Source organism: Microcella sp. (genome assembly GCF_040286215.1).
In the GTDB taxonomy this organism is placed as follows: domain Bacteria; phylum Actinomycetota; class Actinomycetes; order Actinomycetales; family Microbacteriaceae; genus Microcella.
The window spans coordinates 1-15,862 of the sequence record NZ_JAVKCK010000010.1; the positions used below are offsets into that span (position 1 = coordinate 1).

A 15,862-nucleotide genomic window follows, 5' to 3' on the forward strand; every position below is an offset into this window, starting at 1 on the left:
CGCGCCCCGGTCGCCCACCCCCCCGGGGCCCGGCCCCCCCCTGGGGGCGCGGCGCCGTTCCTCTAGGAGGCGTGGGAGCGACGTCGGCCGATGACGACGAGGGTGACTCCCGCGAGCAGCAGGGCGATGACGAGCGCGATCCAGGCCGCAAGCTCGACTCCCGTGAGGGCCAGCGTCGTCAGGAACACGTTCGACAGGGTCGAGTCGTTGAGCCCGTCTGCGAGCGTCAGGTCTCCGAGCTGCAGGGCACCGTCGAGCCACACGACCTGCGTGGTGGCGCCGCCGCTGTCGATCTCGGAGATCGAGCACACAGCGCTGGCGGGAAGATTCTCGAACGTCACTGTCGTGCCGTCACGGATCTCCGACACAATGCTCTCCGGGCGCTCGGTCTGAGGCTCGGTCGGCGCGCCGGTCGTTCCCTCCCCGTGATCGTCGGGCTGCCCGAGCTCGTCCATCCAGTCTCCTGGAAGAAGGGGCACGAGCTCACCGTCGCGATCCCACAGGCAGGACGTCTCGATGACGAAGGTGGCCCCCGTCGCCTCGCCCGCGAAGGGGCCTGTCACGTCCTTGGTGACCGAGAACGACGCCACCAGGAAGGTGTTCTCGAGACCCACAGTGTGAACCTCGTCGGCGACCACGACGAACTCACTGGCTGTCGCGGCGGTGCGCGTGGCCCCGCCCGTTCGCGTCTCCGTCACGACGCAATCGGCCCCCGCCGGGATCTGCTCCCAGCTGTTGCGGTAGCCGTTGAGCTCGGTGAGCTCGCGCGCTGAGCCGCCGGGGATCTCCAGTTCGGTGACGACGCCGTCGATCGCGAGGGTGCAGGCGAGAGTCGCCTCGAACGTGCCCCGCACGAACATGCCCGTGCCGTCGCCGGCGAAGGTCTTCTCCACGGCGACGCCCCCGACATCGAAGGTGTTGGTGACGGTGAATCCGACGGGAACGTCAGAGACCGTCACCTCGCTGACATCGATGCTCGCGCTCGTGGCGCCAGCGCTGCGTGTCTCCACGAGCGAGCAGCGCGCATCGAGCGGCAGCCCCGCGAAGGTCGCGCGGTAGGCGCCCTCGGAGGTCAGCTCCCGAAGCGATCCGCCTGGAATGTCCAGCGCTTGCTCGACGCCGTTGACGTCGCGCACGCAGGTGAGCTCGACCTCGAACGGGCCGGCACCCCATGTGGCGGCGCCGTCGCCCGCGCGGAGCTTCTCGACCTCGACCTCGCCCAGGTCGAAGGTGTTCGTCACGGTGACGTCGATGGGCTCGTTCCCGATCGTGACATCGGCCCGCGCGCCGTCGACGACAGTGCCATCGATCGAGGCACCCGCCACCGCCACCGTCGTCGAGGACGCCCCTCCGGTCGACGTCTCGGTCACCGCGCACACGGCGCCTGTGGCAAGGTTCTCAATGGTCACGGGCTCGTCGCCACGTTCGAAGGTGAACGAGTCGGTATAGACCGTGCGCGTACCTGTGCTGTCATCGAGCTCGCACGTGACGTCGATCTCGACGGGTGCGTCCGCCCACGCATCGGCTCCAGAGCCCACGACCGATTTGGCGAGCTCGATCGAGCCGACGGTGTAGTCGTTCTCGATCTCGGCGGTGGTGGTCGAGCCGAGCGTGACGACGGCGGCGTCAGCCTCGATCGTCGACGAGCCTCCCCCGTCGACGACGGTCACGACGCGCGTCTGCGCCGCGTCCATGGTGTCAGTCTCGGTGATGGTGCAGCGTGCTCCGTCGGGCAAGCCGGTGAGCGACCAGGTCTCGCCGGCAGCGAGAAGGCGCTCCATCGGGTTCTCCTCGCCAAAGCCCGTGCCGTGGACGGCGGCCTCTTCGAAGGTGCAGGAGACGGCGACGGGGAACGGTCCGTAGCCGACTGGCGAACCCGACTCGTCGACTGCGGCGCTGAACACCGTCTTGGTGACGGCCAGGCTCGCGAGCTCGAAGGTGTTCTCGACCTCGAGGCTCGGCTGCACCTGATCGTCGACGAGCTGCGAGTCGTCGACGACGACCGTGAAGGTGTGCCCCGAGCTCACATCGCTGGTCAGCTCGGCCCCGCTCCCATCGAGGATGCGACTCGAGGTGGCACCGGCGGGGTCGCTCTCGGTGAGGGTGCACTCGGCGCCGGACGGCAGCAGCGTGTAGCTCGCGCTGCCACCCGCCTCGATCGATCGAGTCGCACCGCCGTCAATGACGACATCGACTCCGTCGCGCACGCACTGCAGGGTCACCTCGAAGGGACCGTCGCCGTACGCGGAGCCTGCTCCGAGCACGGTCTTCGAGACCTCGAGAGCACCCGTGAGGTAGTAGTTCTCGAGCGTCACCGAGGCCGGCTCAGCGGCGGTCACGAGTATGTCAGTGCCGTCGATGACCTCGCTGTCGTCATTGACGATGCGGTGCGCGTCGGCGCCGGTGCCGAGAGGGTCGCGCTCGAAGACCGTGCACGTCGAGCCGTCGGCGAGGTTCTCGATCGTGACGAACCCGTCGGCGGGTACGGTGACGTCACCGTTGAACGACTCCCCGACGAGGGGGGTCGTGCAGACCACGTTGGCCGTCACGGTCTCCGGCGCGAACTGACCCGCCCCACCACCGATGACGTCTTTCGAGATCGTGAAGCTCGTCACTCCGTAGCGGTTGGTGAACTGCGTCACGTTGCGGGTCACCGCGCCGGTGCCGTTCGCCGCGAGCGAGGCGATCGTCGTCGACGTGCCGTCGATCGACGTCGACGAGGCTCCCACCGTGCGGGCGATCGCGGTCGAGTCGGCCTCCTGATCTTCTGTCTCGGTCACCGTGCACGAGGCGCCGGCCGGAAGCCCGGTGAGCGTTCGCGTCTCATCGTGGCGCAGCTCGAACGCCATGGGCTCTGCTGCGAAGCCGTCGGCGAGCACCGGGTCGCCTTGGAACGTGCAGGTCACCGCGAAGGCGAAGGGGTCGGCGGGGTAGACGGGATCATCTTTCTCGTCGACCGCGTCAGTGAGAACCGACTTGCCCACCGTGATCGACGCGAGGTCGAAGCGGTTGGTGACGGTGCGGCTCACCGTGCTCGTGGCCGAGATCGTCACGTTGCTCGGGTTCGTCACCTGCGTCGCTCCTGCGCTCTGCTGCTCGGTGATGGCGCACGTCGACCCTGCAGGGATGTTGTCGATGGTCTGACTCAGCTGGGTCGCCGCGCTGAAGGTGAGAGTGCCGTACCAGACCGCCGTGGCGCTCGCGCCCGCGGGCTGCGTCGCGGGTGCGATCGTCGACGCCGCACGGGTGCAGTTGACCAGCACGGTGAACGTGCCGTCACCGAAGTCGTAGGGGTCGGCGGCGCCGGCTCCCGTGATCGCCTTGGTCACGGTGAGCGAACCGACCGGGATGCTGTTGGTGTGGTCGACCGCGTTTGTCGCCTCGCCCGAGCCGTCGTTGGGCGCCAGTGTGACGATGGCCGAGGTGCCGGAGCTCGGGGCGGCCGCAGCGCCTCCCGTCGTGATGACCTTTGACACCGTCGCGCCTCGCGACTGAGTCTCTGTGACCGTGCACACGGCGCCGGCCGGAAGCCCCGTGAAGGAGCGCGACTGGCCGTTGTTGAGCGTGAAGGTGCTCGGGGAGACCGTGAGCGCCTGGGCTCCTGAGCCCGTGTCGAAGGTGCACCCGATCGAGAAGGAGAAGCTCGTCTGCATGACGGGGTCGCCAGCAGCGTTGACCGCGCCGTTCATATCGACCGTCTTGGAGACCGTCAGGCCCGCCAGATCATAGGTGTTGGTGACCTCGCTGAGCTCGATCTCAGAGCGCTCTACGAAGGCCGGTCGCGGGTTGAACACCGTCGACGGACTGTAGTCCAGTGCGCGGACGGTGACCGTGGAGGGAAGTGTGGTGATCGTCGTCGCCCCCGTCGTGCCGGACTCGCTGATGGCGCAGTCTGCGTAGAGCGGGATGCCCAGGATGCGCGCTGGCGCTCCGTTGCTCGTGATCGTGAAGGGGGACCGGTCGTCGCCTGCACTGTCGAGCAGCGAGATCGGCTCACCCCCGACCGTGCAGGCGACATCGAGCGGCACGGAGCCGGGTGCGAATGAGGCGGCACCGCCGTCGACGATCTTCGCGAGGTCGAGCGCGCCGGTCGCGAGCGCGACACCGACCTTGCGCGGCTCGGTGACGAAGCGGTAGGGCAGGTCATTGTCGCCATCGCGGCCACGGGCCGCCCCGGCGATCGAGTTGTAGGCGATCGAGTCGCGATCGAGGTTCGCATCGGTCTCGCGGATGACCGGCTCTCGTGCGGTCTCCGAGCGGTACACCACCGAGATGTCCTCACCGGGAAGGAGGCCCTGATCCGCCTCGTCGACCCCGGCCGTGAGGTCGATGACGAACTTGAGCGCGATCACGCTCTCCAGCAGCGAGGCATCCGGTGCTGCCGGCATGACCTGCCAGCCGTCGACCGGGTCCTGCCGATCGGGGATTCCGCCGGCGCTCGCACTGCCCAGGCAGGGCCAGTACTGCTCGACCATCGGAGGAGTCGAGGTGGGCGACATGCCCAGCTCGTCCTGGATGTCGGCACCGTTGCAGGCAGGGGTGGCCAGGTCGAGTCGATCGGTGTAGTAGATCGTCAGCGCCTCGTCAGGCCAGCCGACGAGACGGGGCCTTTCGAGCAGGGTCGGCGCCCAGCGCGAGTTGCGCGCGTCGTTGATGATGACGCCACGATCGTTCTGACGCGGAAGCACGTCGATCGCGACGACTTCGAACACTCGAACGTTTCCGGCATTGAAGAAGTTGCCGACCCACTCCTCGGTTCCCCCGGGGCGCGTGATGGGAACGCAGGGATAGCGGTAGTAGTCCTCCGAGTTCACCGCGAGAGTCGGGGCACTGCAGTCGACACCGTTGTTGACCGTGCGGATGACCCCGAGGTCGTCAAAGGGCTCGCTCGTGACGGGGTCGATGATCGGGTCGCCCGCATCATCGAGCGGGCCCGCCGCGACGCCCTTGACGCCCTTGACGATGTTCATGGGCGCGCTGGGCAGAGCCCACACCTTGGTCGTCGCGGTGCAGCTCGGTACCTGCAGCTGCGGGTCAGGCTCCAAGGCGCCGTCCGTCGAGAACTCGCACCGGTCGAATTCCTGGTCGCTCGTCACGATGGCGCTGTTCACCACGAAGTCGGACGTCTCCGAGCCCGCCTGCAGGAACTGCCGGAACAGCAGGGGCGCCTCGATGGTGAGCGTCCAGCCCTTCTCGAGCACGAAGGCAGGGTCGGGAACGATCGTGAGCGGCTGCCCGCCGGTGTCACTCGCGCCGAGCTCGGCCGTGAAGGTCGGAGGCGCGACGGTCTGGCCCCCCTCGTCGACGACGGCCAGGGTGATGACGTCCTCGGGCGCGTAGGGCGCGTTGGTCTCGGGATCCGTGCCGAGCTGCAGCATCGGACCGGTCGTGTCGACCGGGATGAGGTCAACGATCTGCAACTCGGCAAGGTCTTTGTCCTGACCCGTTCCCAGGTTCTGCACGGTGATCTCGTACGGGATCGGTGCGCCCAGGGTGAGCGGGCCGAACGGCGTCTTGATCACGCGCACCTCGGCAGGTCGGTGCTGGAACAGGATCTGCCGGGTGTCGTCGTCCCGCGCGTCCCACAGCGGAGCATCCGTACCGTTGTCGGCCCAGGAGAGCACCTCGACATCATTGGTGAATACACCGATCTGCGACTCGCCCGGTGCTGGCTGTGCGTAGATGTACAGCGTCGACGGCACCGGTTCAGTGCTGGGAGCGACCAGAAGATCGCGGCGCGTGACGGTGAAGCGCACCGTCTGAAGAGGGTTGAACGGTCGTTCCCACGCGGCTCCGTCGGCGCGGGTGTAGTGAAAACGCACGCCTCGGATGTCGGAGGTGGTGGTCGTCGGCGGCAGAGTCGGAAGAGCGAGCGTCGAGGCGAAAGACCCTTCGACCCAGCAGGCGTCGAGTGTCGCCGAACCCGCGCACTCTGCGCTGAGCCCGCCTGAGCCGTTGATCACGTAGTCGATCCCCACCAGCACATCGACCTTGACGCGATTGAGAGGCGACGCGAACGAGTGCGACGAGAAGCCGGCGAAGTTGTAGGCGTTCCAGAAGGAGGGCGTCACGTCGTCGAACACCATGTCGGTCGATCGCACGTTGCCGGACGGCTGACCCGTCAGCGTGACGACCGCCGTGCGCGCATTGCCGTCGAACTGCGTCGCGGGAGTGCTGGCCGTCGCCGTCGTGTCGGCCTGAATGCCCTTGGTCGCGGTCACTCCGTACACAAGATCCTCGACAGCGACCTGCGCGCTCGCTTGAGCGGTCAGGACGTTGTCGGTCTGACCTGACGGCGGGTCGGTGAGGCCGCCGGGGTCAGTGATCGTCGCCTGCGCCGTGTTGTCGACGAAGGCGCTCGTCGTGCGGTCGACCCTGGTTCCGGGAGCGCTGCGCAGGTCCTGTCGCAATTGGGTGTCCACGACGAGTCGTGTCGAGGCTTCCACATCGATGCGGCCCGTGTGGACAACCTCGATTCCCACAACGTCGGCGAGTCCGGCAGGTGTGAGCGCGAGAGCGGCCGACCGCGTGTAGGAGTCGACGGCGCCGCCCTCGCGCGTGAGAAGAACCTCGGTGGTCGTCGCACCCGCTGGCACCGTGAGTGTGACGATGTCGTACAGGTTGACCGACTCGAAGGGATCGGTGCCAGCCACGGGGTCGAGGATCGACAATTCGTCGACCCTCGAGACCGAGGTGTTCTGCGCGTCGATCGTCATGCGCGCGCGCGGGTAAAGCGCTTGCGGCGTGCCTTCAGGGGGGGTGCCCAGTGGGCCGTCGACCCAGCTCTTCGTGATCTCGACCGTGAGCGGTTGATCAAGGATCAGGATCGAATCCGCTGCCGTACGGGTGAGCACCACGGACTGGGATGCATCGCGGCCTTCGATACGAGCGGTGTTGTTGACGACACCGACGTCCGCGGTGTTGTACATCGCCCCTCGCGTGGCTCCGAGCACCGCGACGTCGCTGTCGGACCGTCGCACGTCCCGCACCTCGAAGATGAGGTCCAGGCGTCGATCGAGATCCATCGACGGCGCCACCCCTGCGCCCACCGGGGGGGCCGCGGGGTTCGTGCCGATGCGCGCGCCTCGGGTCGGGCTCTCCTCGAAGATGAGTCGCACACCGGTCGCCGCAGCGCTTTCGGCGTCGGTCAGGGTGTAGCCGGGGAACGTTCCGTCGCAACTCGTCGGGCAAGGATCTCCGGCAGCGCCGACCCAGCCCGAGCCCGGCACATAGAGCTCCACCGCGGTGACCCTGTCGAACGTCAGGAGCGGATCCATGCCGGGCGTGATCGCGGGGATGCGTGCGAGATCGAACGCCTCGAACACCGTGTCGGCGACCGGTGTCGTCGCAGGGTCCGTCGCGCTGTCACTGAGAACCACGGAATCGAAGAAGGTTCCCGCAGTTCCCCAGGTGAGCCGTGCGGTCGCGAGGTCGGCGCTACGGGCGTTCACGGCCTCGAAGCCCGTGCTGGCGACGTTCTGCCACTCCTTCGCGATGGCGGTGATGCCGCCCGAGCCTCCCGAGCCACCGCTCCCGTCCGCGGTCGACAGCAGCACAATCGGGGCGATCGCGTCGCTCGTGGCCTCCGAAGGTGTCGCCACCGGGTTGGCGACCCGAGACTGCACAGCGTTGTCGACGCTGATCGACTCGGTGCGCGTCGCAGACGCTGCTTCGCCGGTGCCGTCTCGCAGCTCGTCACGCAGGGCGAAACGAAGGTTCGGCTGAGCGCTGAACCCGGGGTTCAGCAACGTTCCCGTCGTCTCGTAGTTCACGTGCTGATAGGTGAACCGGACACCCTGGAGCACCTCGCGCACACCCGCGTCGATGCTCGTGGTGAGGAACGAAGGACCGAGGAGCCCGTTGGCACCGGGCAGCACGGCCCAGGTCGCTCCGTCGAAGTACTCGACCGTCAGCGTCGTGTTGGCAGGAACGGCCGTCGCCACGATGTTGGTGAGCATGAAGTAGTTGTAGAACTCGTCGACGCCCGCGTCGAGCGGATCGGTGATCACGAAAGACACCGATCCCACCGTCGATGCGGTCGGATCGACCGCGGCGACGGGCAGCGGTGTGATGCGGCCGGGCAGGGAGACGAGCGTCGTCGCCCCCGGGAGGCTGTAGAGCTCGTCCGGGCTGATGATCTTCTCGATCTCGGTGTTGACGCGCGAGGTGCGCCGCGTCAGCTCGTCCGACGCGACCGCCGATGCCGTCTCGTCATCGAGGGCGACGACATCGACCCGCACCTGGTTGGTCGTCGTCACGTCGCTCACCACCGCCTCGGTGAGCACCCGGAACGGCAATGAGGCGTACTGACCGGGGGCCATACCTCCCGGCAGCGTGCTGAGGAACCGCACGCTCACGGTCTGCACGAGCGCAGCATCCACGGGTGCCGGCAGCGTGTCGACAGCGGTGGTCGTCAGGGGCGCGCTGAAGTCGGCGTCGCCTGCGTGCCAGTAGCTGACCTCCGCGCTCGTCGCACTCACCGGCCACTCGATCTCCGCGTCGATCCAGCTGTCGAAGCTGAGACCCTGATCCGCGAGCGAGGAGGAGCCGGGGGCGGGCTCCGTGAGCGTGAGCTCCTTGAGGGGAAAGTCGCCGCCGTTCTGGCCGCCGATCGTCACGCGCTCGAGCGCACCGCCGATCACGTACGAGCTGTCGAACTGCTTCGTGGCGATCGGGGAGATGCTGGATGGGTCGAGGCGAATCGTGTCGGCCGCCGGCTCAGCGGTCGTGGTCGTGCCCCCGAACCGTACCCACGAGCTCGCGGTGTTCGTCAGCGTCGTGGTCGAGTCGAGCGCCGCGGCCGTGGCCGTGAGCTCGCCCTCGATCGTGATGCCGCCGGCGGCCCCGCGGTCGACACGCCCCGTGCTGGAGGTGAAGACGAATCGGAGCCCGCGAATCTGCGCCGTGTCGACTCCATCCGGCAGGGTCGCCGTCGCGGCCGCGCTGCCCGTCGCCCAGACTGTGCCGTCGAACCAGTCGACGCGCACGCGATCGGCGCCCTCCGGCAGTTCGAGGGCGCTCAGTCCCGTGATCGTGACGTAGTCGAGGATCGTCGAGGAGGTGTCGGCCGGCTCCTGGATGACGAGCTCGTCGACGGAGCCGTTGCTCGTATTGGTTGCGCCGAGCTCGAAGGCGACGGTGCGGCCCAGTACGGCGGGGGTCGATTCGGGGGTCACCGTCTTCGTGGTGTCGGAGCCCAGCAGACGCGGCACCGCGAGGAGAACCTCGGCGCTCGACTCGACGAGATTCGGACGAGGAGGATCGAGCGCCAGATCCGCACGGTTGCTGACAGTCACCGTCGCGGTGTTGGTCAGTGCGACGCCATCGAGGTCTGAGGAGATGTCGGAGGGCACGGTAGCGGTCGCGTTGAGCTGCACTCCCGTGCCGGCCTGCATTCCCGTGAAGCCGCCGCCGAGATCGTCGATGACCTCGACCGTGAAGTCGTTGCCGGTGATCTGAACGTCGATCGGCGGATTCTGCGTGGCCATCGTCACGGACTGCAGCACGAGCGGTGATGGCACAGAGTCGGCGAGGGTGAGGTCGAGGCAGTCGGTCTCGAGGGAGGAGCAGTTGATCGTGAACTGGTACGTGACTGTCTGGCCTGGGCCGACGGTGGTGGGCGCTGCGGGGATCGCATCCTTCTCGAACTGGATGAGGACCGGCTCGTCGGGGTCGCCTTCGGCGGCGACGGCGGAGGGCAACGTGGCGAAGGGAGAGAGGAGGCCGATGAGCCCCACGGCCGCGAGAGACGCGAGAACACGCGTGGATAGTCGACGAAACATGAGCTGCCCCCGGGTTGACCTGCCGGCGCGACGACCGAGTGCCGCCCCCGCTCATCACCCTACGGGTCTCTGAACCTCGTTCATGTCCCTAGAACGGGGGTGTTTCTGACCCCAGTGCGGGGGTGCGGAACTGCTAGGGCAGGACGCCGACGGAGGCCAAGGCGGAGCGCAGAAGAGCCCCGCGACCGCCCTCCATCTCGTCGGAGACCCGGTCGGTCGCCGCCTCGGCCGGGCTCAACCAGGTGAGCTCGAGCGCATCCTGCCGAGGATCGCACGTGCCCGTGACCGGCACGACGTACGCGAGCGAGACGGCGTGCTGCCGATCGTCGGAGAAGCGTGTCGGGCTCGGGAAGGGGAAGTACTCGGCTACGGAGAACGGCACCGGCGAGGCCGGAAGCTGCGGGAACGCCATCGGCCCCAGGTCTTTCTCGAGGTGGCGGAAGAGCGCGTCGCGCAACGTCTCGCCGTACATCACCCGGCCGCTCACGAGGGTGCGCGTGATGCTGCCTGAGTCGGTCGCGCGCAGCAGCACGCCGACATCGGTCACCGTTCCCATGCCGTCGACGCGCACCGGCACCGCCTCGATGTACACGAGCGGCAAGCGCTGGCGGATCTGCTCGAGCTCCTCATCCGAGAGCCAGCCCGGATTGGGGTCAGGGGTGCGCACGGTAGCCATGCTCCATTGTCACCCGCGCAGCGGCCCCCTGCGCGCATCGGACACGGCTCACCTGGCACGATGGACGCATGAGCGCCGTGCAGCTGATCGACGAGAGCGCCGTTCTGTGGTCGGCACCGGAGAGCGAGCGGGCGGAGCGCCCTCTGCTCGTGCTGCTGCACGGCTACGGCTCGCACGAGGGCGACCTCTTCGGCCTCGCGCCGCACCTCCCCCTCGATCCGGTGATCGCCGCGGTGCGGGCTCCTCTGCGCGCTGGCCCCGGCTACTCCTGGTACCCCCTCGAGAACGTCACGCACGAGGAGCGCGCCGCTGGCGCCGACGCCGCCGCCCGAGGACTGCTGCAGTGGCTCGACTCCACGCCGGCGACCTCGGTCGGGCTGCTCGGATTCAGCCAGGGCGGTGCGATGAGCATCCAGCTGCTGCGCCACGCACCGGAACGCTTCGCCTTCGCGGTCTCCCTCGCCGGCTTCGTCGTGCCCGGCCTCGGGCCCGCCGATGATCGACTCGCGCAGCTGGCTCCCCCGGTGTTCTGGGGGCGCGGGACGCTCGACGAGGTCATCCCGGCGTCGTTCGTCGAGGCGACGCAGCGCTGGCTGCCGCATCACGCCACCCTCACCACCCGCATCTACGAAGGACTCGGCCACAGCGTGAGCGAGCCCGAGCTCGCCGACGTGCTCGCCTTCCTGCGCGCGCGCTACGCCTGAGAGAATCGCACGCCCCTCTGCCAGACTCGCGGTCGGTGCGGCGGGGCAGAATGGCGGGATGACCGACCCCGCGCCCGACCACGTGCTCGGTCGCTTCGCGCCCGCGACGCGGGAGTGGTTCAGCGGGGCGTTCCCCGCGGCGACGCCGGCGCAGCTGGGGGCGTGGGAGGCGATCGCGACCGGCCGCCACGCGCTCGTGGTCGCACCCACGGGATCCGGCAAGACGCTCGCGGCCTTCCTCTCCTCGATCGACCGTCTCGTGGCGAGCCCCGCGCAGCGCTCGGCGAGCGCCACGGGCGACGGCGCACGCACAACTGTGCTGTACGTGAGCCCCCTCAAGGCCCTCGCCGTCGACGTCGAGCGCAATCTGCGCGCCCCGCTCATCGGCGTCGAGCGCACCGCGGCGCGCCTCGGAGCCGAGGTGCCGCCCATCACGGTCGGCGTGCGGTCGGGCGACACCTCCACGCAGGAGCGTCGCGCGCTGCAGAAGAACCCTCCCGACATCCTCATCACGACGCCCGAGAGCCTGTACCTCATGCTCACCTCGAGCGCCCGGGAGACGCTCGACGGCGTCACCACCGTCATCGTCGACGAGGTGCACGCCGTCGCGGGCACCAAGCGAGGAGCGCACCTCGCGCTCAGCCTCGAGCGGTTGGACGCGCGCCTGGCGCGCCCTGCCCAGCGCATTGGGCTGTCGGCGACCGTGCGGCCGGTCGAGGAGGTCGCACGCTTCCTGGGCGGCTCGGCTCCCGTCACGATCGTGAAGCCGCCTGCCGCCAAGACGTTCGACCTGACGATCTCGGTTCCCGTCGACGACATGACGTCGCCCGGCTCGCTCGTGCCGGTCGAGGAGGAGGGCTCGACCTCGGGGGTCGCGCCGCCCCCGTCGATCTGGCCGCACGTGGAGGAGGACATCGTCGATCGCGTGCTCGCGAGGCGGTCGACAATCGTCTTCGTGAACTCTCGCCGCCTGGCCGAGCGGCTGACCGCGCGACTCAACGAGATCCAGGCGGAGCGCGCGCTGGAGCATGAGGCGAACGCATCGCGTTCGCGCGACGCCAGCGCCGACGAATCTGCGATTCGTCGGGTCGGCTCGGAGCAGCCTCCCCTCCTCGCCCGCGCCCACCACGGCTCGGTGAGCAAAGACCAGCGTGCCGAGATCGAAGACGATCTGAAGTCCGGCCGCCTGCGTTGCGTCGTCGCGACGAGCAGCCTCGAGCTGGGTATCGACATGGGCGCCGTCGACCTCGTCATCCAGGTGGAGGCTCCCCCGAGCGTCGCGAGCGGCCTGCAGCGCATCGGTCGCGCCGGCCACCAGGTCGGCGAGGTCTCCACGGGCGTGCTCATGCCCAAGCACCGCCTCGACGTGCTGCACGCGACCGTCACGAGCGAAAGGATGGTGAGCGGCCTGATCGAAGAGCTGCGCATCCCGCAGAACCCTCTCGACGTGCTCGCGCAGCAGACGGTGGCCCACGTGGCGCTCGAGCCGTGCGAGGTCGAGGAGTGGTTCGAGACGGTGCGGCGCAGCGCGCCCTTCGCCGGCCTGCCGCGGTCGGCCTTCGACGCAGTGCTGGACCTGCTGAGCGGCCGATACCCGAGCGACCGCTTCGCCGAGCTGCGCCCGCGCATCGTGTGGGATCGCGTGCGGGGCGAGCTGAACGGGCGACCCGGAGCGCAGCGCCTCGCCGTCACGAGCGGCGGCACCATTCCCGACCGGGGCCTGTACGGCGTCTTCCTACCCGGCGAGGGTGCCGGGCGCCGCGTAGGCGAGCTCGACGAGGAGATGGTCTACGAGTCGCGGGTCGGCGACGTCATCTCGCTCGGGGCGACGAGTTGGCGCATCGACGAGATCACCCACGACCGGGTTGTCGTCACTCCCGCCTTCGGGCAGCCCGGCAAGGTGCCGTTCTGGCGCGGGGATGGCCTCGGTCGCCCCGCGGAGCTCGGTCGCGCCCTCGGCGAGGCGACGCGCGAGCTGGGCGCGGTGACCGCGCAGGGGCGCCGGGAGCGCCTCGTCGCGGCCGGTCTCGACGACCGCGCCATCCTCAATCTGGATGGCCTGCTCGCCGAGCAGTCTGCCTCCACAGGCCACCTGCCCACCGACGAGACGCTCGTCGTCGAGCGGTTTCGCGACGAGCTCGGCGACTGGCGGCTCGTGCTGCACTCGCCGTACGGCCTCGCGGTGCACGCCCCCTGGGCCCTCGCCGTGTCGGCGCGCATCCGCGAGCGCCACGGGTTCGACGGCGCGGCCATCGCGGCGGACGACGGCATCGTCGTGCGGCTTCCCGATACCGAGAGCGAGCCGCCCGGCGCCGAGCTCTTCCTCTTCGAGAAGGACGAGCTCGACGAGCTCGTGACGGTCGAGGTGGGCGGCTCGGCGATGTTCGCCAGCCGATTCCGCGAGTGCGCCGCACGGGCCCTGCTGCTGCCGCGACGCAACCCGAGCCAGCGCAGCCCACTGTGGCAGCAGCGGCAGCGGGCGAGCCAGCTGCTCGAGGTCGCCCGCGAGTTCCCCGACTTCCCGATCATCCTGGAGACGGTGCGCGAGGTGCTCGGCGACGTCTACGATCTGCCGAGCCTGAAACAGCTCACCGATCGGATCCGCCAGCGCACGGTGCGCCTGATCGAGGTGGAGACACCGACCCCCTCCCCGTTCGCCCGCTCACTGCTGTTCGGCTACGTCGCCGCCTTCCTCTACGAGGGCGACAGTCCGCTCGCCGAGCGGCGCGCGGCCGCCCTCAGCATCGACTCGACCCTGCTCGCCGAGCTGCTCGGCCGCGCGGAACTGCGCGAGGTGCTCGACCCGGCGGTGATCGAGCAGACCGAGGCCGAGCTGCAGCGCCTCGCCCCGGATCGCCGCGCGCGCGACGCCGAGGGCGTGGTCGACCTGCTCCGCCTGCTGGGCCCGCTCTCGCTCGGCGAGCTCGTCGAGCGCACCGAGGTCGAGGCGATCGGGCAGCCCGCTGACCGTGAGGAGGTCGTGGCGTCATGGCTGCAGGAGATGGGCCGCGCGAACCGCGTGCTCGCCGTGTCGATCGCGGGTGAGGCCCGCCACGCCGTCGTCGAGGACGCTGCGCGGTTGCGCGACGCCCTCGGCACACCGGTGCCGATCGGCGTACCGACGGCGTTCCTCGAGGCCGTGCCCGACCCGATCGGCGACCTGGTCGCGCGGCACGCGCGCACGCACGCTCCGTTCGTCGCGCAGGACGTGGCGCAGCGCTTCGGCCTCGGCATCGCGGTCGTCACGGATGCCCTGCGCAGGCTCGCCGGCGAGCGACGTGTGCTCGAGGGCGAGTTCCGCCCGGGCGCGAGCGGCACCGAGTGGGTCGATGTCGAGGTGCTGCGCCGTCTGCGCACGAGGAGCCTCGCTGCCCTGCGCTCGGAGATCGAGCCCGTGAGCGCTGGCACGCTCGGGCGCTTCCTGCCTTCCTGGCAGAACGTGGGCGGCTCTCTGCGCGGCCTCGACGGCGTGCTGCAGGCGGTCGAGCAGCTGCAGGGCGCCTCCCTGCCCGCGAGCGCGTGGGAGACCCTCGTGCTGCCGAGCCGCGTGCGCGACTACTCTCCCGCCTGGCTCGACGAGCTCACCGCGGCAGGCGAGCTCGTGTGGGCGGGCGAGGGCTCGCTCTCCGGCAACGACGGCTGGCTGAGCCTCCACCTGCCTGAGTCGGCGCCGCTGAGCCTGCGCGACCCCGCACCGAGCGAGCCCACCGCGTCTCAGCAGGCGATCCTCACGGCGCTCTCCGGCGGCGGCGCCTACTTCTTCCGCCAGCTCTCCGATGTCGTCAACAGTCAGGACGGCCTCGAGCGCCTCGACGACGCCGCCCTGGCTGACGATCTCTGGCAGCTCGTGTGGGCCGGGCTCCTCACCAACGACACGCTCGCGCCCGTGCGGGCGATGCTCGGTGCCACGCGCCAGAGGGCGAGCGCTCCTCGGCGCGCCCCGCGCTCGCGGAGCTACCGCGGCTACGCGAGACCCGCCTCGGTTTCTCGAACGGGGCCGCCGATCGCGGCGGGGCGATGGTCGCTCCTGCCGGTGCGCGATGCGGACGCGACGCGACGGGCCGCGCACCTGGCCGACACGCTCCTCGAGCGGCACGGCGTCATCACGCGAGGCGCGGCGCAGGCCGAGGATGTGGTCGGCGGCTTCGCGCTGCTGTACCGCGTGCTGAGCCGGATGGAGGAGGCCGGCCGCGTGCGCCGCGGATACTTCGTGGAGCACCTGGGGGCGGCGCAGTTCGCGACTCCGGCGACCGTCGATCGGGTGCGCGCCCACACGCGCGATTCCGACGCCGCCCCTGCACTGCGCGCGACGGTGCTCGCCGCGAGCGACCCCGCCAACCCCTACGGCGCGGCGCTGCCGTGGCCCGCACCCCGGATCGATCCGGCCGACGCCGCCCGAGGAGCCTCGCCTGGTCACCGTGCCGGACGCAAGGCCGGGGCGGTCGTCGTGCTCGTCGACGGCCACCTCGCCGTCTACCTGGAGCGCGGCGGCAAGAGCGCCCTCACCTTCACCGACGACCCCGCCGTGCTGGAATGCGCCGCGGTCGAGCTCGCCACCGTCGTGCGCGCCCGGCTGCGCAGCCTGCGGGTGGAGCGTGCGAACTCGCAGAGCGTGTTCGGCACGCCGCTCGCCGAGGCGCTGACGGCCTCCGGCTTCGTCGCCACGCCTCAGGGCCTGCGGCTGAGGGTGTGAGGCGTCG

At 69.7% G+C, this 15,862-nt stretch carries 4 protein-coding genes; 2 read left to right on the forward strand and 2 right to left on the reverse strand.

Translation table 11 applies throughout. The features are described from left to right. Positions 1–62: 62 nt before the first annotated feature. Positions 63–9,782, reverse strand: a complete 9,720-nt coding sequence (locus tag RJQ01_RS04675) for a DUF5979 domain-containing protein (protein WP_350475566.1) — start codon at positions 9,780–9,782, stop codon at positions 63–65. A 133-nt stretch (positions 9,783–9,915) separates the two neighbouring features. Further along, a complete protein-coding gene (locus RJQ01_RS04680; RefSeq protein WP_350475567.1) occupies positions 9,916–10,458 on the reverse strand; it encodes an NUDIX hydrolase family protein in 543 nt (180 codons plus the stop codon). A gap of 68 nt (positions 10,459–10,526) precedes the next feature. On the opposite strand from RJQ01_RS04680, the gene RJQ01_RS04685 reads away from it, so the two are divergent. Then, a complete protein-coding gene (locus RJQ01_RS04685) occupies positions 10,527–11,162 on the forward strand; it encodes an alpha/beta hydrolase (protein WP_350475568.1) in 636 nt (211 codons plus the stop codon). A 58-nt stretch (positions 11,163–11,220) separates the two neighbouring features. Next, positions 11,221–15,855 (forward strand): ATP-dependent helicase, encoded by a 4,635-nt coding sequence (locus RJQ01_RS04690; RefSeq protein ID WP_350475569.1) that lies wholly within the window; start codon positions 11,221–11,223, stop codon positions 15,853–15,855. The last annotated feature ends 7 nt before the right edge of the window (positions 15,856–15,862 follow it).

Coding starts and splice junctions, on each gene's coding strand:
- RJQ01_RS04680 (WP_350475567.1), bottom strand. CDS start 10,458: ATGGCTACCGTGCGCACCCCTGACCCCAATCCGGGCTGGCTCTCGGAT.
- RJQ01_RS04685 (WP_350475568.1), top strand. CDS start 10,527: ATGAGCGCCGTGCAGCTGATCGACGAGAGCGCCGTTCTGTGGTCGGCA.
- RJQ01_RS04675 (WP_350475566.1), bottom strand. CDS start 9,782: ATGTTTCGTCGACTATCCACGCGTGTTCTCGCGTCTCTCGCGGCCGTG.
- RJQ01_RS04690 (WP_350475569.1), top strand. CDS start 11,221: ATGACCGACCCCGCGCCCGACCACGTGCTCGGTCGCTTCGCGCCCGCG.